A 21,620-nucleotide genomic window follows, 5' to 3' on the forward strand; every position below is an offset into this window, starting at 1 on the left:
AGGCCGAGGTAGGCGGCTTCAATCGTCCGGCAAGGTGAAGACGGCGCAGGGGTCGGCGATGCCCCGCAAGGAATATTCGCCCAAGGGGATCAAGTCGGTTTTCGTCTCTGCCGCAACCGCGCCCGAGACGAGTACACTGCGGCCAAGAGGCTTGCACAGGCCTTCGAGCCGGCTCACCAGGTTTACCGCCGGGCCTATGGCGGTGAAATCCAGCCGGTCGGCCGCGCCGATATTGCCCCAGAGCATCTCGCCGAAATGCAATGCGGCACCAAAGGGCAGCGGCGGCAGCCCTTGCGCTTGCCGCACGGCATCGAGATGAGCCATGCCGGCGCGAGCGGCGACGACTGCGCGCAGCGCCGCCTCGCAGGCATCGCCTGGCGTGCCGGTGACCGGGAAAATTGCCAGCGCGCCGTCGCCGATGAATTTCAGCACCTCGCCTCCGAAGGCGTGCACCGCTCCTGCAACGCGGTCGAACCAGGCGTCGAGAGAAGCAATCATCGCCGCTGGTTCCGTCGCCTCGGACAAAGCGGTGAAATCGCGCAGATCGGCGCAGAGCAAAGCGGCCCGGATGGTTTCGCCGGTGCCGCGCTGCAGCGCGCCGGCCTGTACCCGCGCAGCGCTGCGCCGGCCGAGATAGGCCTCGAGCAGCGCTGCCAGCGCCGCCCGCGCGGCGAGGGCGCTCAAGGGTGCTGCGGCGAAGCGCGCGGCTTGCCGCAGACGGTCAGCCTCGGCAGGATCGAATGGCCGGAGCCCGGCCCAGCCGAGCACCGGACTATCCGCAGCCGTACCGACCGTATCTTCATGCACGGGGCCAAGCCCGGCCAGCCACTCGTGTCCGGCTTGGCTGGATGGACCTCCTGCGAAGCCCAACGCCTCGATCACGGCCCCGGTTTCCGCCCGCCATAGCCAGATGCGCCGGGCGATGATCGGATGCGGCACGGCGAGCGTCAGGGCTCCTCCGGCAAGCGGCAGCCCGTCAGCCAACAGCCGGCCGCCGAGCTCGGCCAGAAACCGTTCAGGGCCGGGAGAGGCATCGGCCTCATCAACCAGCCAGGCAAGAGGGGTGGGCAGATCCATCTGTCGATCATGCCACGGCAGCCGCAGGCTGTCATCCGCCGTTGCGGTGGTGCTCCTGCGTGTGATGCTGGTCCACGAAACTGCCGCTCGGGACTAGTGAGTTCGGGAACGGAAAGCGGTCATTTCCTGCCAGCCATGGGGTCCGGACCCGGGTCACGCCCGGCTGCAGCTTCGGCCAGCCGTCCGAGATAGTGAGCCCAGCCTTCAGCGTGACCGGCGCATTGTTCGGCATTGGGCAGGCCGGTGTGGGTCAGGCGCAGCAGCGTTCCGTCCGGCTGCTCGATCAGGTCGATTTCGACCAGGCTCGATCCCGGTGGAACCACCTCGCTGCCATCCCAGCCGAAGCTATAGGCCAGGCGGTGTACTGGTACCACCTCGCGAAAGGAACCGCGAGCGAAGCGAGCGCCGGTGACGTTGATGAGATAGAGCCCCTCGGGCTGAGGCTCGACCTGTGCCTCCGTTCCCATCCAGCGCAATATCTTCTCCGGATCGGTCAGGAGGGCGAACACCGCGGCTGGTGGCGCCGGGATGCGCTTTTCTTGGCGGACGACAAGGGGCTCTGGCATCGGTCTCTCCTTGGGTTGCATGGCCTGCCTCACCGGAGGCGGAGAATGGACAGGCGCATCCTATCGCGGAACGTCCTTACGCGACAGCATTTTGGGGCAGGCTCGCCCTCAACAAGAGCGTTGTCTTCGATGGTGTTGCCGCGCTGTGCGCTCGATCTTCAATGTTCGCAACGGGCGGAAAGCGACACTATCCTGGGCAATTCTAATAATGATCCGCGGGAAATATCGGCATCGGCGCATCCTCCATCATTTCGGCGTAAAGCCGTTCGGTCTGCTGATCCGTCGGGAACATGCATTCGAGCCTCAGTTCCTGCGATGCAATGGTCATCGGAGTGCCGACTGTCGTTATCAGTGAGAAGAAGCCAAGGTTCTTGCCGTCCTTCACAAAGACCAGAGGAATGACGGGTGTGCTGCTGGGCGCGGTGAGTGCTTTCCAGTCGACATCGACATCCGGATAGGCAAGCAGCGCTTTCAGCAGCTCCCGGGTCTTATCGTCGACCACCCGACCGATGGACTCCCGATGGACGCGCGCCAGCAAGCTTCTCGATGTCTCCGGCCAGTCGCGAATGAAGGGGCGCATCCCGACAGGATCGAACATCAGATGCAGCAGGTTGCGTGGCGATTTGCGCGCCGCCATATCGACGAAGCAATTGAAGAAGCGGGGCACGGCGGTATTGGACAGCAGAACGTTCCAATAGCGGTCCATGACAACCGCGGGGAAAGGTTCATGCTGACGCAACATCCGCCGCAGAGCATCCGCGACGGGTTGCATTTCCGGTGCGTCCCAGGAATCGTCCGAATAGATCGGCGCGTAGCCTGCGGCGAGCAGCAGCGTGTTGCGTTCACGGAATGGCACATCGAGTGCCTCGGCAACGGTCAGCAGCCTCTGGCGGCTGGGAACGCTGCGGCCGCTTTCAACGAAGCTGATGTGACGCTGCGAAACGCCCGTCTCCATCGAAAGGTCGAGCTGGCTCTTGCCGCGCACCTCCCGCCAGTGGCGCAGCAACGGTCCAAGCTGTTTCGAGACCGATATCGCTGTGTTGCTGTTCGTCATGGAGGGCCTCTTTGTGGGCTATGCCTGCGGCATCTTATGCCTGGTTCGGCAAGATCAGAATTGCACCGGCCCGACGGAACCGAACCAGTGGTGCACCTTAGTGTGATCAGCCTCGTCCATGTAGAAGAAGTGCGTCATGACGGGCCTGACGACAGGATGGTTCGGATCGTCCGGGGTCATCGTGACGAAGCCGCGGAAGACCTTGAGGAACCCGCCGTCCCAATATTCGGTCACATCATGAAGGGCGGTAAATCCGGTGTCGATGAAAGCGCGCAGACTTTCGCGGATAATCTCGCGGCCCTTCCATTCGGCAATACCCAAATTGGCGGTGGCGTCTTCTGCGAAGCAGTCGAAGCCGGAGCCGAAGGTCTTGTCGTCAATTTCCCTCCAGAAGGCCAACAGCCAGTCCGGTGTTTCGCGCTTCGTGAAAATCATCTTATTCATAGTATGTCTCCTGACGTATTTGCTTGGGGCACGAAGAGACCGGAGCTGCCGGAGCGAAGCCGCCGGCGCTTGAGGTATGGTCTCTTAGCGGCACCGGTTCGGTGCCTATCTCTTGTGGAGATGTCCCAAAATTACGCGTGGGTATGACGCGCCTCAATTACGTCAGGGGTCATATTTTCGCGGCTTGTTTGGCCGTCATTGTGCCGATTGCCAGGTTGCGCCTTGCCACCGCGGCAAGGCGCTTCCACTGATCACATCGGCATCGGATACTGCCGGTGTACTTTTTCGATCTCGGCAATCGCCTCTTCGGGCAGCGTCACATAGGCTGAGGCAATGTCGGTTTCGAGCTGGGCCATCGAGGTCGCGCCGATGATGACGGAGGTCATGAAGGGCTTGGTCAGGCAGTAGGCGAGCGCCAGCTTGGCCGGATCGAGATGATATTTGGCGGCGATCTCCAGATAGGCCTTGACCGGCGGCTCCTGCAACGGCTGCAGACGGCCGCCGATGTCGGTATTGATCGAGCCGCGCGAACCGGCCGGGCGTGCGCCGCCGACATATTTGCCGCTGAGAATGCCGCCGGCGAGCGGCGAATAGGCGAGCAGGCCGACATCTTCATGGTGCGACAACTCGGCGAGGTCGAGGTCGAAGTGGCGGTAAAGCAGATTGTATTCGTTCTGCGTGGTGGCAATGCGCGGCAGGCTCTTCTGCTCTGCGATCGTCAGATATTTCTGGATGCCCCAGGTCGTCTCGTTGGAGAGGCCGATGGCGCGGATCTTGCCGGCCTTCACCAATTCGCCCATCGTTTCCAGGATATCTGTAATGTTACCGACAACCTTTTCGCGATCCTGGGTGAAGGGGTTGTAGCGCCAGTTCTGGCGGAAGTGGAAATGGCCGCGGTTCGGCCAATGCACCTGATAGAGATCGATATAATCGGTTTTCAGCCGCTTCAGGCTGCTGTCGATGGCCGCGCGGATATTGGCGGCATCGGCGCCCTGGCCGCCGCGCAGATAGTCGCGGCCAGGGCCGGCGACCTTGGTGGCAAGAACGATATCCCTGCGCTTGCCGGTCTTTTCGAACCACGTGCCGATATATTCCTCGGTGCGGCCTTGGGTCTCCGCGCCGACCGGCGTCGTCGGATACATCTCAGCCGTGTCGAAGAAATTGACGCCCTTGTGAAGGGCATAGTCCATCTGCTCGTGCGCCTCTGCCTCGCTGTTCTGTGTGCCCCAGGTCATCGTGCCCAGGCAAATCTGCGAAACCGAAATATCGGTGCGGCCTAAATTCTTATAGTTCATGGGAAAACCTTGATGCTTGCGGAAAAAGTCTGGGGAAAGATCGCGTAAATCTAGGTGGGAAATGAGCAAGCGCAAGAAGAAAATAGAAACTCCTCGCAAACGCAAAAGGCAGTGACTGCAGGGGCTGCGCTATTGACTCCACCGCAAACAATGTCATTGGGAAGCGAAACGACCCCTAAGGAAGCCCGATATAATGACTGTTGCTTTCACATTTCCCGGCCAGGGTAGCCAGACCGTCGGCATGGGCAAGGATCTTGCTGATAATTTCGCCGAAGCGCGCGCCGTCTTCGAGGAAGTCGATGAAGCGCTCGGTGAAAAGCTTTCCGACATCATCTTCAATGGCCCGGATGATAGGCTGACGCTGACGGCAAATGCGCAGCCCGCGCTGATGGCTGTGTCGATCGCTGTCATGCGCGTTCTGCAGGCGCGCGGCCTCGATCTGAAGAGCAAGGTTGCTTATGTTGCCGGTCATTCGCTTGGCGAATATTCGGCGCTTTGTGCCGCCGGCACCTTTTCGCTCGCCGATACGGCGCGGCTGCTACGCATCCGCGGCAATGCCATGCAGGCGGCGGTTCCGGTCGGCGTCGGCGCCATGGCGGCGATCATCGGCCTGGAACATGCCGACGTCGTCGCGGTTTGCACGGAGGCTTCGGCCATCGGCGCCTGTCAGATCGCCAATGACAATGGCGGCGGTCAGATCGTTATCTCCGGTGAGAAGGCTCCGGTCGAAAAGGCTGCCGAGCTTGCGGCTGAAAAGGGCGCCAAGCGCGCCATTCTGCTGCCGGTATCCGCACCCTTCCATTCGTCGCTGATGGCGCCCGCCGCCGAGGCGATGCGCGCCGCTTTGGCGGAAGTGGCAAAATCCGATCCCATCGTGCCGGTCGTAGCCAATGTCCGCGCCGCTCCGGTGCAGGGCGCCGGCGAGATCGCCGATCTGCTGGTTGCGCAGGTTACGGGGCAAGTGCGCTGGCGCGAGACGGTGGAATGGTTCGCCGCCAACAATGTGACAACATTGTATGAAATCGGCGCTGGCAAGGTGCTGACGGGTCTTGCCCGGCGCATCGACAAATCGGTGAACGGCATCGCCGTCAACACGGCGGCCGACATCGACGCAGCTCTCGCAGGCCTGCTTGGCTGATACATAAATTAACGAACGAGGGACACCACATGCTCGATTTGACCGGCCGCAAGGCCCTTGTAACCGGTTCTTCCGGTGGTATCGGCGAAGAAATCGCAAGGCTGCTGCATAAGCAGGGCGCTATCGTCGGCCTGCACGGCACGCGCGTCGAGAAGCTCGAGGCACTGGCTGCCGAACTTGGCGACCGCGTCAAGATCTTTCCGGCCAACCTTTCCGATCGCGACGAGGTAAAGGCGCTCGGCGCCAAGGCTGAAGACGAACTCGGTGGCGTCGACATCCTCGTCAACAATGCCGGCATCACCAAGGACGGCCTGTTCGTGCGCATGAGCGACGAGGACTGGGACGCCGTACTGGAAGTGAACCTGACGGCCGTCTTCCGCCTGACGCGCGAGCTGACGCATCCGATGATGCGCCGCCGCTATGGCCGCATCATCAACATCACCTCCGTAGTCGGCGTCACCGGCAATCCCGGCCAAGCCAACTACTGCGCCTCCAAAGCCGGCATGATCGGCTTCACCAAGTCGCTGGCACAGGAGATCGCAACGCGCAACGTCACGGTCAACTGCGTCGCTCCCGGTTTCATCGAGAGCGCCATGACCGGCAAGCTGAACGACAAGCAGAAAGAGGCGATCATGGGCGCCATTCCCATGAAGCGCATGGGTAGCGGTGCCGAAGTCGCATCCGCTGTCGCCTATCTCGCTTCCTCCGAAGCAAGCTACGTCACCGGTCAGACGATCCACGTCAACGGTGGCATGGCAATGATCTGAAAAAGGAAAAGTCTGTTGGGGGGAGCTTTCCCCTCCAATAGCATGTTGAGCAACCTGGAAGCGGCGATTTTCTGGCTTTGCGACAGACTTAAACCGTGTTAAGCGGGCCATGACTGTGATCAGTCGTCCCGAAAATGCAGATGGACCGGGCCGCGTGTACGGCGGCCGGGACCGGATGTGAAGGCCGGGTTGAACGGGTTTGCCAGCGGCGCCATGCAAGTGCTGCAGGCTTGAACAGGGTAGGGATGTCACACGGCATTCTGATCAGGACATAAATAAGGTCGAGGAAACCGACATGAGCGATATCGCAGAACGCGTAAAGAAAATTGTTATTGATCATCTTGGCGTCGACGCCGACAAGGTTGTTGAAAGCGCAAGCTTCATCGACGACCTGGGCGCGGACTCGCTCGACACCGTCGAACTGGTCATGGCCTTCGAAGAAGAATTCGGCGTTGAAATTCCTGATGACGCTGCCGACTCGATCCTGACGGTCGGCGATGCGGTAAAGTTCATTGAAAAGGCCCAGGCCTAATCTTTTGCGCTTTGTCACGGGCGGGCTCTCTGAGTCCGCCCTATTTCGTCCGGCGAGGTCGGACGGATCATATTCATACGCATGGCATGATAAAAAGACGGGGGTCTGCGGGCGATGAGACGTGTCGTTATCACGGGTACCGGCATGGTATCACCTTTGGGCTGTGGCACTGAGGTGTCCTGGTCGCGTTTGATTGCTGGGCACAACGGCGCGCGTCTTGTCACGGAATTCGAGGTCGAAGATCTCGCCGCAAAGATCGCTTGCCGCGTTCCGGTCGGTGATGGCGGCGACGGCACGTTCAATGCCGACGACTGGATGGAGCCGAAGGAACAGCGAAAGGTCGATCCTTTCATCATCTACGGCATGGCAGCGGCCGATATGGCGCTGAACGATGCTGGCTGGCATCCGACCTCCGACGAAGACCAGATCGCAACTGGCGTCATGGTCGGCTCCGGCATCGGCGGCCTGGAGGGCATTGTCGAGGCAGGATATACGCTGCGCGACAAGGGTCCGCGCCGCATCTCGCCCTTCTTCATTCCGGGCCGTCTCATCAATCTCGTTTCCGGCCAGGTCTCGATCCGCCACAAGCTGCGCGGCCCGAACCATGCCGTCGTCACGGCTTGCTCCACCGGCGCGCATGCGATCGGCGATGCGGCCCGTCTGATCATGCTCGGCGATGCCGACGTCATGGTCGCCGGCGGCGCCGAAGCTCCGGTTTGCCGTATCTCGCTCGCCGGCTTTGCCGCCTGCAAGGCTCTGTCGACCGATTATAACGACAATCCGCAGAAGGCTTCGCGCCCTTACGATCGTGACCGTGACGGCTTCGTCATGGGCGAGGGCGCCGGCATCGTTGTTCTCGAAGAGTTGGAACATGCCAAGGCACGCGGCGCGAAGATTTACGCGGAGGTGGTCGGCTACGGCCTTTCCGGCGACGCCCATCACATTACTGCCCCGTCCGAGGATGGCGAGGGTGCGTTCCGCTGCATGACGTCGGCCCTGAAGCGTGCCGGCTTGACGCCGGCTGATGTGGACTACATCAATGCCCATGGCACCTCGACCATGGCTGATACGATCGAGCTCGGCGCTGTCGAGCGGCTGGTTGGCAATGCAGCCTCCAAGATTTCGATGTCGTCGACCAAGTCGGCGACCGGCCATCTCCTGGGGGCGGCCGGTGCGATCGAGGCGATCTTCTCGACGCTTGCCATTCGCGACAATATCGCGCCGCCGACGCTGAACCTCGACAATCCGGAGCGGGAGACGGCCATCGATCTCGTGCCGCATAAGGCCCGTAAGCGGGACATCAATGTCGCGCTGTCGAACTCCTTCGGATTCGGCGGTACGAACGCATCACTTGTCCTGCGTCGCTATGAGGCATAATAACAGCGCATAACTCCGGAAAGCGGTAGCGTTTTTCGGCAAAACTATGCGCGATCCTTGAATGTTGCTGTGTTTCTTGCGTGTCCCATGGATGCGCCGCAGCAATGTCTGATCGGTCGAAAGCGGATCTTCACCAGGCTCCGCTTTATCTTCTGAACCTGTTTTTTGCCGCATTGCTTGGTCAAAGAGCAGGCAATGACAAATGAAGGGATTGCCGGTGAGCGATACGAACCAGAACAGCGGAACTCCGAACGGGCAGAAGGGGCCGATTATCCCGAAATCGGCCAACGAAGCTCTGCGTCCGGAGCGTGTTCCGGATCCGCCGAAGCGCTCCCGCAAAGCCCGCAGCCAGATGGTGATTTTCCTGAACTTTCTGATGACGCTGGTCGTCTTCGTGATCGTTCTCGCGATCGTCGGCACCTATTACGCCATCTCCGCCTACCAGAGCCCCGGACCGCTGGCGACCAACACCAATTTCATCGTGCGCAACGGCTGGGGACTTGCCGAGATTTCGGGTCGGCTCGAAGCCAACAACATCATCTCCGATGCCCGCATCTTCCGCTACCTGACGGCCACCTATCTACACAATGGCGAGACGCTGCGGTCCGGCGAATATGAGATCAAGGCCGGCGCCTCCATGAAGGACATCATGGAGCTGTTGAAATCCGGCAAATCGATCCTCTATTCGGTTACCTTGCCGGAAGGCCTGACCGTGCGGCAGATCTTCAACAAGCTGCAGGCCGATCCGGTGCTGGAAGGCGAACTGCCATCGGCGCTGCCGCCGGAGGGTAGCCTGGAGCCCAATACCTATAAATTCACGCGTGGCGCCAAGCGTACGGAAATCATCGATCAGATGAAGGCAGCGCAGGAAAAGCTCGTCGACCAGATATGGGACAAGCGCGATCCGTCGATGCCGCTGACCAATAAACAGGATCTGGTCACTCTGGCGTCGATCGTTGAAAAGGAAACCGGGCTTGCGGATGAGCGCGCTCATGTGGCGTCGGTCTTCCTCAACCGTCTCGGCAAGGGCATGCGTCTGCAATCCGACCCGACGGTGATCTATGGGCTCTTCGGTGGCGACGGCAAGCCGGCCGATCGCCCGATCTTCCAGTCGGATCTCAAAAAAGAAACGGCTTACAATACCTACATGATCAAGGGCCTGCCGCCGACGCCGATCGCCAATCCGGGCAAGGACGCGCTCGATGCCGTTGCCAACCCCTGGAAGACGCAGGACCTCTATTTCGTTGCGGATGGCTCGGGCGGCCACGTCTTCGCCGCGACGCTGGAAGATCACAATGCCAACGTCAAGCGCTGGCGCAAGCTCGTCGCCGAAAAGGGCGAGGATCCCAGCGCGATCGCCGTTGACGGTCAGCCGGACGATAGCGGTGCCGCAGCCGGTACGGCCCCTTCCGGCACACAGCAAAAAAAGAAGACGAACTGATCTCTGCTGCGCTGTGCTTTCGATCGAACGGACGGCGTAGTCTCACCTTGCATTGGTCCATGATTGTTGAGCGATTGTGGACGAGAATTATCGGAGGCTTGCATGGTATTGCAGTCCATGACCGGTTTCGCCCGGCGTGAGGGAACGAGTGGGCGCTCTCGTTGGGCATGGGAATTGCGATCGGTCAATGGCAAGGGTCTCGATTTCCGCCTGCGCCTGCCGCAGGGGCTGGAGCGGCTGGAAACCGATATACGCAAGCTCATCACCGACAGGTTTGCGCGCGGCAACCTGCAGGTCGGTCTTTCATTGTCCGTCGATGAAAGCCGCGTCGAGGCGGTCGTCAATCAGGACGCGCTGGCGACAGTGCTGGCCTTACGCGGTCAGCTCTCAGGCGTCATCGATCCTGCGCCGCTGCGGCTGGACACGCTGCTCGCAATCCGCGGCATCGTAGAGTTCAAGGAAGCTGAAGAGAGCGACGATGCGCTTGCCGCACGCGACGCCGACATCATGGCGGGTCTCGAAGCCGCGCTCGCCGATCTCAGCGATATGCGCCGTCGGGAAGGGCAGGCGCTCGGTCAAATCCTGCTCGGCCATGTCGGCGTCATCGAGACGCTGACGACAACGGTTGAGAGCGATCCGTCCCGCTCGCCGCAGGAGATTGCCGCGAGGCTTGCGACGCAGATTGCCATGCTTCTGGACGGAACCTCCGGCCTGGATCGTGACCGGCTGCATGCCGAGGCCGCTCTCATCGCCACCAGAGCGGATCTGCGCGAGGAGATCGACCGGCTGAAGGCGCATGTGGTGGCAGCTCGCGACCTTATCGCCAAGGGTGGACCGGTCGGACGCAAACTCGATTTCCTTGCACAGGAATTTAACCGGGAATCAAATACTATCTGTTCGAAGTCGAATGCCGCAGCGGTCACCGCCGCCGGCATCGAGTTGAAAGTGGTCATCGACCAGTTCCGCGAACAGGTCCAGAATTTGGAGTAAGCCATGAAGCCGGCGATATCCACATCCATTCCGATTGCGCGCCGGGGGCTGATGCTTGCCATTTCCTCGCCATCCGGTGCGGGCAAATCGACAATAGCGCGCACCTTGCTGGAGACCGATAAGCAGATCGGTCTTTCCGTCAGCGTTACGACGCGGCAACGGCGGCCGAGCGAGATTGCCGGCGTGCATTATCATTTTGTCTCGTTGCGGGAATTTGAGCGGCTGCGCGATTCCGACTCTCTGCTCGAATGGGCGGAGGTACACGGCAATTTCTACGGCACGCCGCGCGAGCCGGTAGAGACGGCGATGGCCGAGGGCCGCGATATGCTCTTCGATATCGACTGGCAGGGGGCGCAGCAACTGCAGGAGAAGATGCCGGCCGACGTCGTATCGATCTTCGTGCTGCCGCCCACCATGACGGAGCTGCAATCGCGCCTGCACCGCCGCGCCGAAGATTCCGAAGAGGTGATTGCCACGCGGCTTGCCAATTCCAGAGCCGAGATCGCCCATTGGCGCGAGTATGACTATGTCATCATCAACGATGATCTGAACGCCGCTTTCGACGCGGTTCAGTCGATCGTCAAGGCCGAACGCCTGCGCCGCGACCGCCGCCACGGCATGTTCGACTTCGTTCGTGGTCTGCTGGAAGAAACGCCGAAGCTGTAAATCGCGATCAAAGCGAGTTTGCCAACCGGCAGAACTCTTCGACGGAGAGCGTTTCGGCGCGTCGCTGAGGGTCGATGTCGGCTTTCCGCAACAGTGCTTCGCCGCCAAGCGATTTCAGACTTTGGCGCAGCATCTTGCGCCGCTGACCAAAGGCGGCCTGCGTCACCTTTTCCAGATTGTCGACGGAGCAGGGGATCGGGTTTTCCTTGGGCGTCAGATGCACGACCGTCGAGGTCACCTTCGGCGGCGGCGTGAAGGCCTGTGGTGGCACATCGAAGGCCATATGCGCATTGGTGCGCCAGCCGCAGAGGACGCCGAGGCGGCCGTAATGATCGTCGTCCTCGTCGGCGACAATCCGCTGGCCAACTTCTTTCTGGAACATCAGCGTCAGGGACTGCCAGAAGGGCGGCCAATGGCCCGGCAGCAGCCAGTTCACCAGCAATTGCGTACCGACATTATAGGGCAGATTGGCGATGATCTTGACCGGTCCCTCTGGCGCCAGCGCCGCGAAATCCGTCTTCAGCGCATCGCCTTCGATGACCTCCAGCCGGCCGGGATAGTGATTGGCGATCTCGGCGAGCGCCGGCAGGCAGCGCGCGTCGCGCTCAACGGCGATGACCTTGGCGGCGCCAAGCGCAAGGATGGCGCGCGTCAGCCCCCCTGGCCCCGGGCCGACTTCGAAGACGGTGGCGCCCTCCAGCGATCCGGCGGTGCGGGCAACCTTTTGGGTCAGATTAAGATCCAGCAGAAAGTTTTGGCCGAGCGCCTTGCGCGCGTCGAGGCCGTGGCGCTGGATTACGTCGCGAAGCGGCGGCAGACCGTCGAGTGCGGCCATCAGCGATTGCTTCCCGTCGCGCGGCTGAGCTCGCTCGCCAGCTTGAGCGCCGCCACGAGGCTGTCCTCTTTGGCGATACCCTTGCCGGCGATGCCGAAGGCGGTGCCGTGGTCCGGCGAGGTGCGGACAAAGGGGAGGCCGAGTGTGACATTGACGGAATCGTCGAAGCCGAGCGCCTTGGCCGGAATCAAAGCCTGATCGTGATACATGCAGACGGCGACATCGTAGTGACGGCGCGCATCGTCGTGGAACATCGTGTCGGCGGGGAGGGGGCCAAAGGCATCGATGCCTTCATTGCGCAGTGCCTCGATCGCCGGACGGATGATGGCCTCATCTTCCGTGCCGATCGCGCCGTTCTCGCCGGCATGCGGATTGAGGCCGGCAACGGCCAGCCGCGGTTTTGCGATGCCGAAACGAGTCCTGAGGTCGTGGTCGGTGATCCGGCAGGTCTCGACAATCAAATCCGAGGTCAGCGCCTGCGGCACATCCTTCAGCGGAATATGGATGGTGACGGGAATCGCCCGCAGCTTCGGTCCGGCGAGCAGCATTACCGGCATTACCGGCTTGCCTGTCGCGCGTGTCGCAAGATCGGCGAGGAATTCGGTATGGCCGGGAAAGCCGAAGCCGGCGTCGTAAAGGACTGACTTGGCGATTGGGTTGGTCACGACCGCGCAGGTATCTCCCTTCATGCTGAGCGAGACCGCCATCTCGATAGCCGCAATCGTGGCTTTCGCCGTCACGACATGCGGTTCGCCTGCAACCACATCCATGCCGGCGGCAATCGGCAGCACCGGCAAGGCATCAGCAAAGATGTCGGAGGCCGTCGATGCGTCGGCTTCCTGAAGTGGCACGGTCAGGTTCAACTGGCGCGCTCGCGCCGAAAGAACGTTCGGGTCGCCGAGAAACAGGAAGGGAGACAAACCAAGCTCGCCGCGGCGAAGCCAGGCGGCGAGCGTGATGTCAGGTCCGATACCTGCTGGGTCCCCTTGCGTGAGGGCAAGGGGGCGGGAAGGGCGGGAGGGCATCGGAACGATCAGCGATAGAGGATCTGCGCCTTGGAGCGCAGTTCATCCATATACTTCTTGTCGTTGGCGCTGACACCCTGGGCATTCGCCTTGCCGAGATCTTCGGCGCGGAAAACGGCCGCGGCGGCGATGTCGTCGTTCACCTGGCGCTGCGAGCAGATGGCAACATATTCAACACCACGATCGGTCACGATCGCATCGGTCGTGTTGCCCTTTGCCTTCTCCAGCAGCGGCTTCCAGGCTTCAGGAAGATCGGGAGCAAGCACACGGCCAAGATCCTGGACGGAAACGTCGTGCATCGTCGCGGCAAAGACTTTCGCCTGGTCGCAACCGGGGAACTTGGCCCGCGAGGCTTCCGCTTCGGCCTTGCGTTTACCGAGAATTGCGTTGCGCTTGGCAGACGGGACGACGAAGACCATCTGCTTCAGGAAATATTCCGTCGTGACCGGCTTTGTCTTGTTTTCCGTCATGCGCGTCACGAGGGCATCATTCGACATGCGGCCGCCGCTCGAGCCGAAGCGGGCATTGACGACGCGCGGCCAGCTCATGGAAATGGCGATATAGGATTTGAAATGGTCGACGGTGACGCCCATCTTGTCCAGGATCTGTCCAAGCTGCTGCGGCGACATTTTGTTGCTGGCGGCGAAGCGGGCAAATGCGTTGTCGACGTCCGTCGTCGATACCGACATGCGCACGCGGGAGATTTCCGAGCGCTTCAGGGTCTCATCGACGAGCTGCTGTTGCGCCAGCTTGTTGAGGTCGCCTTTCGCGTGCTGCAATTTCAGGAAGTTGATGCGCTTGGCGACATCGCCTGATGTGATCACCGTATTGTTGACGACGACCTTCACCTCACTTGCCGCGAAGGCAACATCGCTGCTTGGCACGGCAAAAGAAGCCATAACCAACGCTACGGCGCCGAATAGCACAGCGCGCATCGGTGTCTTTCCAGAGAACATCAACTAACCCCTTCCCAAAGGTCCTTGTCTGCACTGCGTCACATTGGAACGCCATTGGCGCAATACGGCAAATTCGCGCCAATATCTACAACAAGCACGACGAATTGCAAAATCCTTGCGGCGAAAGAATGACGCGGAGAGACATGGCGATCGCTTCAAAGCAAAAGGGCCGGCTTTGGAGCCGGCCCTTTTGGATTTGAGTGATCAGAACGTCGCGTCCTGGACATTGCCCAGATTGACGTCGCCGAGCGTACGGAACGTTATGCGGGCGCCGATCGACCAGTCGCTTCCCGACTGGTTCGTCGAATCCTTCTTGTCGAGGAAGGAGACGCTGAAGATCGTGCATTCGTCCTCATAGGAAAGACCGATGCCCTGGCGCGTGATCTCGCTGTCGTTGAGATCATAGCTGACCGTGCCGAAGACAGACCAATAATTCTTGAATTTGATCTGGGCGCGGGTTTGGATTTCGTCCTGGTCCGAGGTGAAGCCATATTGCGGCTGAGCGGCGATATGGGTGTAGGTCACCGAGGTCTGGAAGTCGTCGTTTGCAAAGCCGACCTGCGTATCGCCGCGACGGAACGCGAAGTCCTTTTCGTCGAAGCGGTAGGACTGCGAAAGCGAGATGCCCTGCGGCGTCGTGAGGCCGAACATGGTCACATAGTCGGAGCGGGTGGTTTCAAGCCCGGAATCCGAACCGGCACCTACCAGATCGTCGGTTGCGAACGAGTTTCGTCCAGCAAGCTGGTACGATTGGCCGAAGATGTGCTGCAACTTGTAGCCGCTATCGAAGCTGCCCGTATAGCGCCAACCCACGTTGGCGCGCGTGCCGCCTTCTACACGGTCGAAGCCGGAGAATTTGTCGCGATCGAACAGATTGGTCGCATCGAAAACAAAGCTCTGGGCGTCTTCATTCGGCAGCCGTCCTGCAAGTTGCTCGTCAGGACGCACATAGACTTGCGCGATCGGCTCGAACACATGCGTGCTGTTGCTGGTAGTGATGAGGAACGGGTACTTGGCTTCAAGGCCTGCCGTCACCATACCGCGCGTCGCGTAGTCGCTGGTGTCATAGTTGCCGGAATAGTCGCCGTTAGGCGCATCCATACCGAGGCCATAGATGTCGCCGCGGGCTGCGGCAAGCGGCGTCAAGACCAGACCCTGATCAGTCGTGAAGGTGCGCTGCCACTGTAGCTCGGTGGTAAGACGCGTATAGCTGCCGGAAAGACCGAGGAAGCGGTCGTTCAGGCTGGCGTCGCCGAGATTGTTAACGTTGTCGAGCACCGACGCCTTGTCACGCGACAAATGCGTGAAGTTCATCGTCGCGGACAATTCGCCGCCATAGACCGAGTTCGGATCGACATAATGATAGTCGACGCTCGGATAGACGACCGCCTGCTGCTTTTCGGCGGTGCTGTTGTCGTCAGCGTCCTGAATGTCATAGTAGAAGGCGCGCATATCGAAATAATTGCGCTTGCCGAGACCCGTCAAATAGATGTCGTTCGTGTGGGTGCTCTGGCTGAGACCTTGCAAGCCATAGGTGCGCGAAAAGTTATTGTCGCTTTGCGCCATGACATCCCAGCCAAACGTCCAGCGAGGATTGATTCTGAAATCGGCCTTCGACGAGATCACGCCGCGGGTTTTGTGCTCGGCGTCACTGGTATTGGCGGTGAACTGGTCCGGGCTCATCTGATTGATACCGGCGACGCGCAGAATATGCGTACCGTTTTCAAAGCGTTGCCGGAATTCGCCTTCGAGCAGCAAGCCCTGGCTTGTATAGCCGGTGGCGCTGATCGTCGCGTCCATGCTCGGCGAGATGACGTAATAGTAGGGAACCTTCACGCCAAAGCCGAGGTTCTCCGAATAGCTCATCGACGGAAACAGGAAGCCTGATTTGCGCTTCACCGTATTGTCGGGAACTTCGATCCAGGGAACATAAGCGATCGGCTGGCCGAACAGTTCGAAGCGGGCATGCTCGAGACGGACGGTATGCGTCACGCCGTTCTGCACCACGCGCTGAGCCTTGACCTGCCATAGCGGCGCGCGGCCCTGCTCGGAGCACGGCAAACAGGCGGTATAGACGCCCTTCGTCAGAATCAATTGGTTGCCGCCCACACGTTCGCCCTTTTCGGCGGCCATGCGGGTATTGTCTGGCATTTCGATACGCAGAGCGTTGACGAAACCGTCGGAGAAGCTGTCGGTGACATCCATTTTGTCACCGTACATCCGGTTGCCGTCCGGGCTGATCAGCTCCACATTGCCAATCGCCGTCATCCGTCCGCTTTTTTGATTATATTCAACCTTTTGCGCGACCATCTTGTAGCCGCCATAGTTGATCTGAACCGCACCGCTGGCGGTAACGATTTGAGTATCCTTGTTATAGACCAGTTCGTTTGACGAAAGGATCAGCTTGGAGCCTTCCGGCACTTTGACCTTAACGGGAGAGGTCGCAGCGCCAGCGCCGCCGTTATTATTGTTGTCCTGGGCGTAAGCTACGACCGGGCTCATGACAAATGCATACGCAGCCGCGCCCATGACGAGGGCAGCGACAAATTCCTTGATACTCTTGCGGTTGCCTGCCGCCACTTAGCCGTCCTCCTGATGAAGCAGGATCGTTGCTCCGAATGCCAAAGCGACGATCACGGGTATCCATGTCGCCACGAAAGGAGGAACCACTCCGCTGCTCCCGAATGCCTTTACCAGCACGGTGACAACATAAAGCACGAAGCCTGAGAGGATTCCACCCAGAATCACGGAGCGCGATTGGTTGAATCTACTGAATTTTAACGAGACGGTGGCGGCGATCAGCGTCATTGCCACCAGAAGGAATGGCTGCGACAGCAGCGAGTGAAATTGGGTCTCAAGAGCTTTGGTTGAGATGCCAAAGGACTTTGCAATCTTTATTCGATTAGAAAGATCATAAAAAGCAATGGTTTCCGGCTGTGCCAGGCGCTCTGAGACGAAATCCTGTTTCAGATTCGTACGAACCTGTACCGTACTCTTATGATCCGGAATTTCGCCCGGTCTGCGCTCGACGACACTGTTAAGAAGCCAGTAACCATCTTGCAACTTTGCCGACTGCGCGTCCTGCCTGAGAACGATATTCCCTTGTGAATCGAAGTGGATAAACACGACGTTCATCAGCGTCGTTCCGTTGTCGAGAACGGCCTTGGCGCCAATGATGACGTCGTCTTTGCCGTTCGACTGGCGCAGCCACGGAATCGAGAGCTTGTTGTGATAGGATGGATCGCCGCGTAGGTCGGCTTCCATCGTTTCCGCCTGCCGTTGTCCCCACGCCGCAACAGGATTGAGGGCAAACATGGTCAGCAGGCCGACAAAGAATGCGCCGATCACGAACGGCGTCATGAACTGCCAGACGGAGATGCCGGCCGCACGCGCAATCACGAGCTCACGACGCCGATTGAGCGCGATCAGCACCGTCATGCCGACGAACAGGGCGATGAACGGCACCGTCTGCTGCAGGATGAACGGCAGCCTGACGGCCGTCATCAGCAAGCCGAGGCTGACCGTGTACCCGGGAAGGCCGGCAAGCCGGCCGGCGGTCTCGCTGAAGTCGACGAGATAGACGATCGAGACAACGCCGAGGAAAAACCAGAAGGTTGTCACGACGTAGCGCATGAAGAAGTAGCGGCCGAGCGTATTGAAGATCATGCGCCGCCCCCATTCGAGCCGCCGGGCGCCGGCATGCGATCCTGGATCTTCTGCCGCAGATTGGCGAAGCGGTTGCGGATGGACCTGGGCACCGACATCTTCCGGTTCCTGAACAGCAGGGCGATCGCAATCAAAGCTGCGCAGATGTTGGCCGCATAGAGAACGCCGATGAAATAGGGAGCATTCTCGATCTGGTTTGCCGCATAAAAATCCGCCCAGCGCAAGGCAAAAGCAATGGTAAGCGCCGACACCATCGGATGCAGCCGTGCTTCGCGATGGGATCGCGCATCGCCGGCTATCACCAGGGATATCAGGGCAAAGATTGCCGGCAACGCCCAGTCGGTGAGACGCCGATGTAGCTCCGCGCGGTAGCCGCCTGGTTTTGCTTTATAATCTGGATCGTTCGGATCCGGGTTCAGCAGGAAGCCAAGACCGCGGTCGCCGGCGCGCAGCGTTGCCTGGCCGCGGCTCTGCGTCATGTCGGAAAGATCGAAGGAATAGGAGTCGAAATTGATGACGGAGACGTTGCCGTCAGGCGTTTTGCGGTGAACTTCGCCATCCTTCATCAAAAGCGACGTGCCGCTCGCATCGACGGCGCCTTCCTTGGCATAATAGATGAGATCGAAAGTGGGATCGCGCGAATCCACCACGAACAGGCCCTTCAGGATTCGTCCCGACAGGCGCTGGGTGATCTGCACATAAAGCCCGTCTTCGATACGGCGGAAATTCTTCTCTTCGATGACGGTCGAGAGAAGGTCGGCATAGGCTTCTGCGACCATCTCGCGGGCGGCTACACGCGCTTTCGGCTCGACCATATTGTCGACCACAAATGAGAAAACGCTGATAGCTATCGCGAGAATCATGATCGGGCGGACGATGATGCTGCGCCGCGCACCCGCCGCCTCCATAACCGTCAGTTCCGAATCGCTGTTCATCGCCGTCAGCGTCTGCGTGATGCCGATCACCAGAGCGAAAGGCAGAACCACGGGAATGATCGTCGGCAGGATGAGAGTCGCAAGCTTAGCAAACGAGCCGATCGACTGGCCGCTGTCGGTCACGAGGTTGATGCGCTGCAGCACCTGGGTCGTCCAGATGATGGCGAGCACCGGCAGCAGCGCTACCAGGAACATCATGCCGACACGCCGTACGATATATGTTTCGAATAACTTCATGCCGGCCCTTAAACGCAACACTCCGCCGTGCGAGCCGGCAGAGATTCATCCTCCTCTACGCCGTTTGCGTTTTTTTGGCGACAGCCCACTCGCAAAAAATTCGTTAATTTTCTGAATTTTTTCTGCTGTGTGTCGTTTGGGATAACGCCATGAGAGCGGTGAATATGACAAGCGAGGAAAGCCAACCCAAAACGGCATCCGAGAGGTAGTGACCGCCGAAGGCTACTCGGAGGGCTGGAATGAGAATAGACACGGCTGCGATCGGCAGGGCGAGGGCCGTCCGCGCCGGCTGCGGGATGATGAAGATCAGGCAAAACAGCCAGCCGGCAGCGGCGGATTCTCCGGAAATGAAGGAACAGTTGCTCACACATTTCCCGGCAAAAGAGCCGGCATGAACGAAATCGAGCATGCCGCCGAAGAGATCGGTCTGCCGTGGCCGAGGACGGCCCGAGAAGGATTTGAGCCAGAGATTGACGATCAGCACGGGGCCGAGAAACAACGAACCGAGCGCGATTTTCAAATTGCGGGCCCGCAGCGTCCGGAAGGTTGCGCCGTGTTGCTGCCAGCACTCGACCAGCATCCAACAGAGAGCAATCGCGACGATATAGGGAACCTGAAAGAAAACTTCCCTGAGCAGACGCATGTGCGCATCGTCATTATAAGGGAAAATGCCGCAGATCTGGCCGGGCCTGACGGGAATGGCGCATTGTTCCTGCAGGAAGAACATATTGGCCACAGCAAGATCGATCTGTGGAAGAATCGAAAACAGCCCGAGCAGCATCCACCAAAGACAAAAGAGAACGACGAAGGCATCGCCCGCCGTGCGCGGCCGCAGGATTTCGGGGAAACGATCCCGATGATCGAAGCTGGCGGAGTCTATGATCAAGGCGGCGTTCCGATAGATGATCGCGTCGCGCAGGCGGCGAGACCCAATAGATGCTCCGGCAAACTAGCGGCGGTAGATGACAGGGATTTGAATGTCTCAAGGTGTTTCTTCGCGGAATGCCTCGCCAAAAGCTTGTATTTGATATGGAAACCTTGAATGATCCGGAGTGTGTAATTCTATTTTGCACGACACGTATTATCGGAGCAGAAATGTCTGTGAAATTCGAGATTTCCTTTGCCAAATCGGTTCGGCTGACTGGCGGTCTGGCCATTCTCCTGAAAGACACGGACAGCGAGTTGCCGGCAGGGGCAGAAAGTGCCGATCCGGCAAATGTTTTCGCCAAGGCCGCACGGATTGCCCGGTTCACCGCCAAAGGCTTGAGCAGCCTCGATATCGTCGCGCCCGAAGGCTCGCCGGTCGACCGTATCATCGTTATCGGCACCGGCAAGGCGAAGGAGCTGAATGCGCATGATTGGCTGAAGCTCGGCGGCGGCGCGGCCGCGAAAATCCGCAATGTGGAAAAGGCTGCGATCTTCATCGATGCACATGACGGTGAGACCGAGGCCACGGCAGCGGCCGATTTCGCCCTCGGCATGCTGTTGCGCGCCTATAGCTTCGATACCTACAAGACGAAGAAGAACGACGACGAGGACAAGAACGGCACGCCGAAGTCCGTCAAGGTGACGATCGTTACCTCGAATGCCGCTGCGGCGAAGAAGCTCCTCGCGGCATCGGAAGCGATCGCCGACGGCGTGATTCTGGCCCGCGATCTCGTCAACGAGCCGCCGAACGCTCTCGGCCCGGTCGAGTTTGCCGCCAAAGCCAAGGGGTTGGAAAAGCTTGGTGTCGAGGTGGAGATCCTGACGGAGCGTGAAATGCGCCGGCTCGGCATGGGGGCGCTGCTTGGCGTGGCGCAGGGTTCCGTGCGTCCGCCACGCCTGGTGATCATGCAGTGGAAGGGCGGCAAACCGAAAGACAAGCCGATTGCCTTCATCGGCAAGGGCGTGGTGTTCGACACCGGCGGCATTTCCATCAAGCCGGCTGCCGGCATGGAGGACATGAAAGGCGATATGGGTGGGGCTGCCGCTGTCACCGGCTTGATGCACGCGCTCGCGGCGCGCGGCGCCAAGGTCAACGCCATCGGCGTCATCGGCTTGGTCGAAAACATGCCGGACGGCAATGCCCAGCGTCCCGGCGATATCGTCACCTCCATGTCGGGCCAGACGATCGAGGTGATCAATACGGATGCGGAAGGTCGGCTCGTGCTCTGCGATGCGCTCTGGTATACCAACGACCGCTTCAAGCCGCAGTTCATGATCAACCTCGCGACGCTGACCGGCGCCATTCTCATCGCGCTCGGCAATCTGCATGCCGGCCTGTTCTGCAATGACGACAAGTTGGCGAACGAACTGACCGCCGCCGGCCTTGCCACCAACGAGCGCCTGTGGCGCATGCCGCTCGGCAAGGACTACGACAAGATGATCGACAGCAAGTTCGCCGACATGAAAAATACCGGCGGCCGCCATGCCGGTTCGATCACCGCCGCGCAGTTCCTCAAGCGTTTCGTCCAGGAAACGCCTTGGGCACATCTCGATATTGCCGGCACGGCCATGGGCTCGATCCAGGACGAAATCAACCAGTCCTGGGGCTCGGGTTTCGGCGTGCGCCTGCTCGACGAGCTGGTCCGCCAGAATTACGAATCGTGACCTTCGAAGGTGTTTGAGATAGAAGGA

20 protein-coding genes are annotated in these 21,620 nt (G+C 60.0%); 8 read left to right on the top strand and 12 right to left on the bottom strand.

The window, feature by feature from the left end:
- Positions 1-18 precede the first annotated feature (18 nt).
- From PH547_RS09470 to PH547_RS09490, 5 genes are all read right to left on the bottom strand, one after another.
- Complete coding sequence (locus PH547_RS09470) at positions 19-1,077, bottom strand: adenylate/guanylate cyclase domain-containing protein (RefSeq protein ID WP_104822554.1); 1,059 nt, start codon at positions 1,075-1,077, stop codon at positions 19-21.
- A 119-nt stretch (positions 1,078-1,196) separates the two neighbouring features.
- Positions 1,197-1,643 (bottom strand): SRPBCC family protein, encoded by a 447-nt coding sequence (locus PH547_RS09475; RefSeq protein ID WP_104822555.1) that lies wholly within the window; start codon positions 1,641-1,643, stop codon positions 1,197-1,199.
- A gap of 202 nt (positions 1,644-1,845) precedes the next feature.
- Complete coding sequence (locus tag PH547_RS09480) at positions 1,846-2,697, bottom strand: helix-turn-helix domain-containing protein (RefSeq protein ID WP_104822556.1); 852 nt, start codon at positions 2,695-2,697, stop codon at positions 1,846-1,848.
- A 54-nt stretch (positions 2,698-2,751) separates the two neighbouring features.
- Positions 2,752-3,141: a nuclear transport factor 2 family protein gene (locus tag PH547_RS09485; RefSeq protein WP_285168136.1), complete on the bottom strand. Its 390-nt coding sequence runs from the start codon at positions 3,139-3,141 to the stop codon at positions 2,752-2,754.
- A 251-nt stretch (positions 3,142-3,392) separates the two neighbouring features.
- Positions 3,393-4,436 (bottom strand): aldo/keto reductase, encoded by a 1,044-nt coding sequence (locus PH547_RS09490; protein ID WP_104822558.1) that lies wholly within the window; start codon positions 4,434-4,436, stop codon positions 3,393-3,395.
- A 193-nt stretch (positions 4,437-4,629) separates the two neighbouring features.
- Here PH547_RS09490 and fabD point away from each other — a divergent pair, with 193 nt between their 5' ends.
- The 7 genes from fabD to gmk all read left to right on the top strand — a co-directional run bounded on the left by fabD (position 4,630) and on the right by gmk (position 11,347).
- Positions 4,630-5,574: an ACP S-malonyltransferase gene (gene fabD, locus PH547_RS09495; RefSeq protein WP_283049834.1), complete on the top strand. Its 945-nt coding sequence runs from the start codon at positions 4,630-4,632 to the stop codon at positions 5,572-5,574.
- 29 nt (positions 5,575-5,603) lie between these two features.
- The gene (gene fabG / locus PH547_RS09500) at positions 5,604-6,341 is read left to right on the top strand and encodes a 3-oxoacyl-[acyl-carrier-protein] reductase (protein ID WP_283049836.1); all 738 of its coding nucleotides are present in this window, start codon (positions 5,604-5,606) and stop codon (positions 6,339-6,341) included.
- A gap of 295 nt (positions 6,342-6,636) precedes the next feature.
- The gene (locus tag PH547_RS09505; RefSeq protein ID WP_003547058.1) at positions 6,637-6,873 is read left to right on the top strand and encodes an acyl carrier protein; all 237 of its coding nucleotides are present in this window, start codon (positions 6,637-6,639) and stop codon (positions 6,871-6,873) included.
- A 114-nt stretch (positions 6,874-6,987) separates the two neighbouring features.
- Complete coding sequence (fabF, locus tag PH547_RS09510) at positions 6,988-8,250, top strand: beta-ketoacyl-ACP synthase II (protein ID WP_285168143.1); 1,263 nt, start codon at positions 6,988-6,990, stop codon at positions 8,248-8,250.
- Between the two features lie 217 nt (positions 8,251-8,467).
- Positions 8,468-9,691, top strand: a complete 1,224-nt coding sequence (gene mltG, locus PH547_RS09515) for an endolytic transglycosylase MltG (protein ID WP_483315535.1) — start codon at positions 8,468-8,470, stop codon at positions 9,689-9,691.
- A gap of 102 nt (positions 9,692-9,793) precedes the next feature.
- Positions 9,794-10,681, top strand: coding sequence for a YicC/YloC family endoribonuclease (locus tag PH547_RS09520; protein WP_285168144.1), 888 nt, complete (start codon positions 9,794-9,796; stop codon positions 10,679-10,681).
- 3 nt (positions 10,682-10,684) lie between these two features.
- Entirely contained in the window at positions 10,685-11,347 is a 663-nt protein-coding gene (gene gmk / locus PH547_RS09525) for a guanylate kinase (protein ID WP_104822563.1), read from the top strand.
- Positions 11,348-11,354: 7 nt separating this feature from the next.
- On the opposite strand, the gene rsmA is transcribed toward gmk, so the two are convergent.
- The 7 genes from rsmA to PH547_RS09560 all read right to left on the bottom strand — a co-directional run bounded on the left by rsmA (position 11,355) and on the right by PH547_RS09560 (position 19,782).
- On the bottom strand, positions 11,355-12,182 hold the full coding sequence (rsmA, locus tag PH547_RS09530; protein WP_285168145.1) for a 16S rRNA (adenine(1518)-N(6)/adenine(1519)-N(6))-dimethyltransferase RsmA: 828 nt from the start codon (positions 12,180-12,182) through the stop codon (positions 11,355-11,357).
- Entirely contained in the window at positions 12,182-13,207 is a 1,026-nt protein-coding gene (pdxA, locus tag PH547_RS09535; protein WP_285168146.1) for a 4-hydroxythreonine-4-phosphate dehydrogenase PdxA, read from the bottom strand. The genes rsmA and pdxA overlap by 1 nt, the downstream gene beginning before the upstream one ends.
- A gap of 8 nt (positions 13,208-13,215) precedes the next feature.
- Positions 13,216-14,106: a SurA N-terminal domain-containing protein gene (locus PH547_RS09540; RefSeq protein WP_245463971.1), complete on the bottom strand. Its 891-nt coding sequence runs from the start codon at positions 14,104-14,106 to the stop codon at positions 13,216-13,218.
- Between the two features lie 261 nt (positions 14,107-14,367).
- Positions 14,368-16,743 carry an LPS-assembly protein LptD gene (locus PH547_RS09545; RefSeq protein ID WP_285168147.1) on the bottom strand — a complete coding sequence of 792 codons (2,376 nt, stop codon included), beginning with the start codon at positions 16,741-16,743 and terminating at the stop codon, positions 14,368-14,370.
- On the bottom strand, positions 16,744-17,829 hold the full coding sequence (gene lptG / locus PH547_RS09550; protein WP_104822568.1) for an LPS export ABC transporter permease LptG: 1,086 nt from the start codon (positions 17,827-17,829) through the stop codon (positions 16,744-16,746).
- The gene (locus tag PH547_RS09555; protein WP_104822569.1) at positions 17,826-19,001 is read right to left on the bottom strand and encodes an LptF/LptG family permease; all 1,176 of its coding nucleotides are present in this window, start codon (positions 18,999-19,001) and stop codon (positions 17,826-17,828) included. Before PH547_RS09555 ends, lptG begins: the two co-directional genes overlap by 4 nt.
- A gap of 103 nt (positions 19,002-19,104) precedes the next feature.
- Positions 19,105-19,782 carry a phosphatase PAP2 family protein gene (locus tag PH547_RS09560; RefSeq protein WP_285168208.1) on the bottom strand — a complete coding sequence of 226 codons (678 nt, stop codon included), beginning with the start codon at positions 19,780-19,782 and terminating at the stop codon, positions 19,105-19,107.
- A gap of 314 nt (positions 19,783-20,096) precedes the next feature.
- Between PH547_RS09560 and PH547_RS09565 the strand changes: the two genes are divergently transcribed.
- A complete protein-coding gene (locus PH547_RS09565) occupies positions 20,097-21,593 on the top strand; it encodes a leucyl aminopeptidase (protein ID WP_104822571.1) in 1,497 nt (498 codons plus the stop codon).
- The last annotated feature ends 27 nt before the right edge of the window (positions 21,594-21,620 follow it).

It is taken from the genome of Rhizobium cerradonense, assembly GCF_030182455.1.
Taxonomy (GTDB): domain Bacteria; phylum Pseudomonadota; class Alphaproteobacteria; order Rhizobiales; family Rhizobiaceae; genus Rhizobium.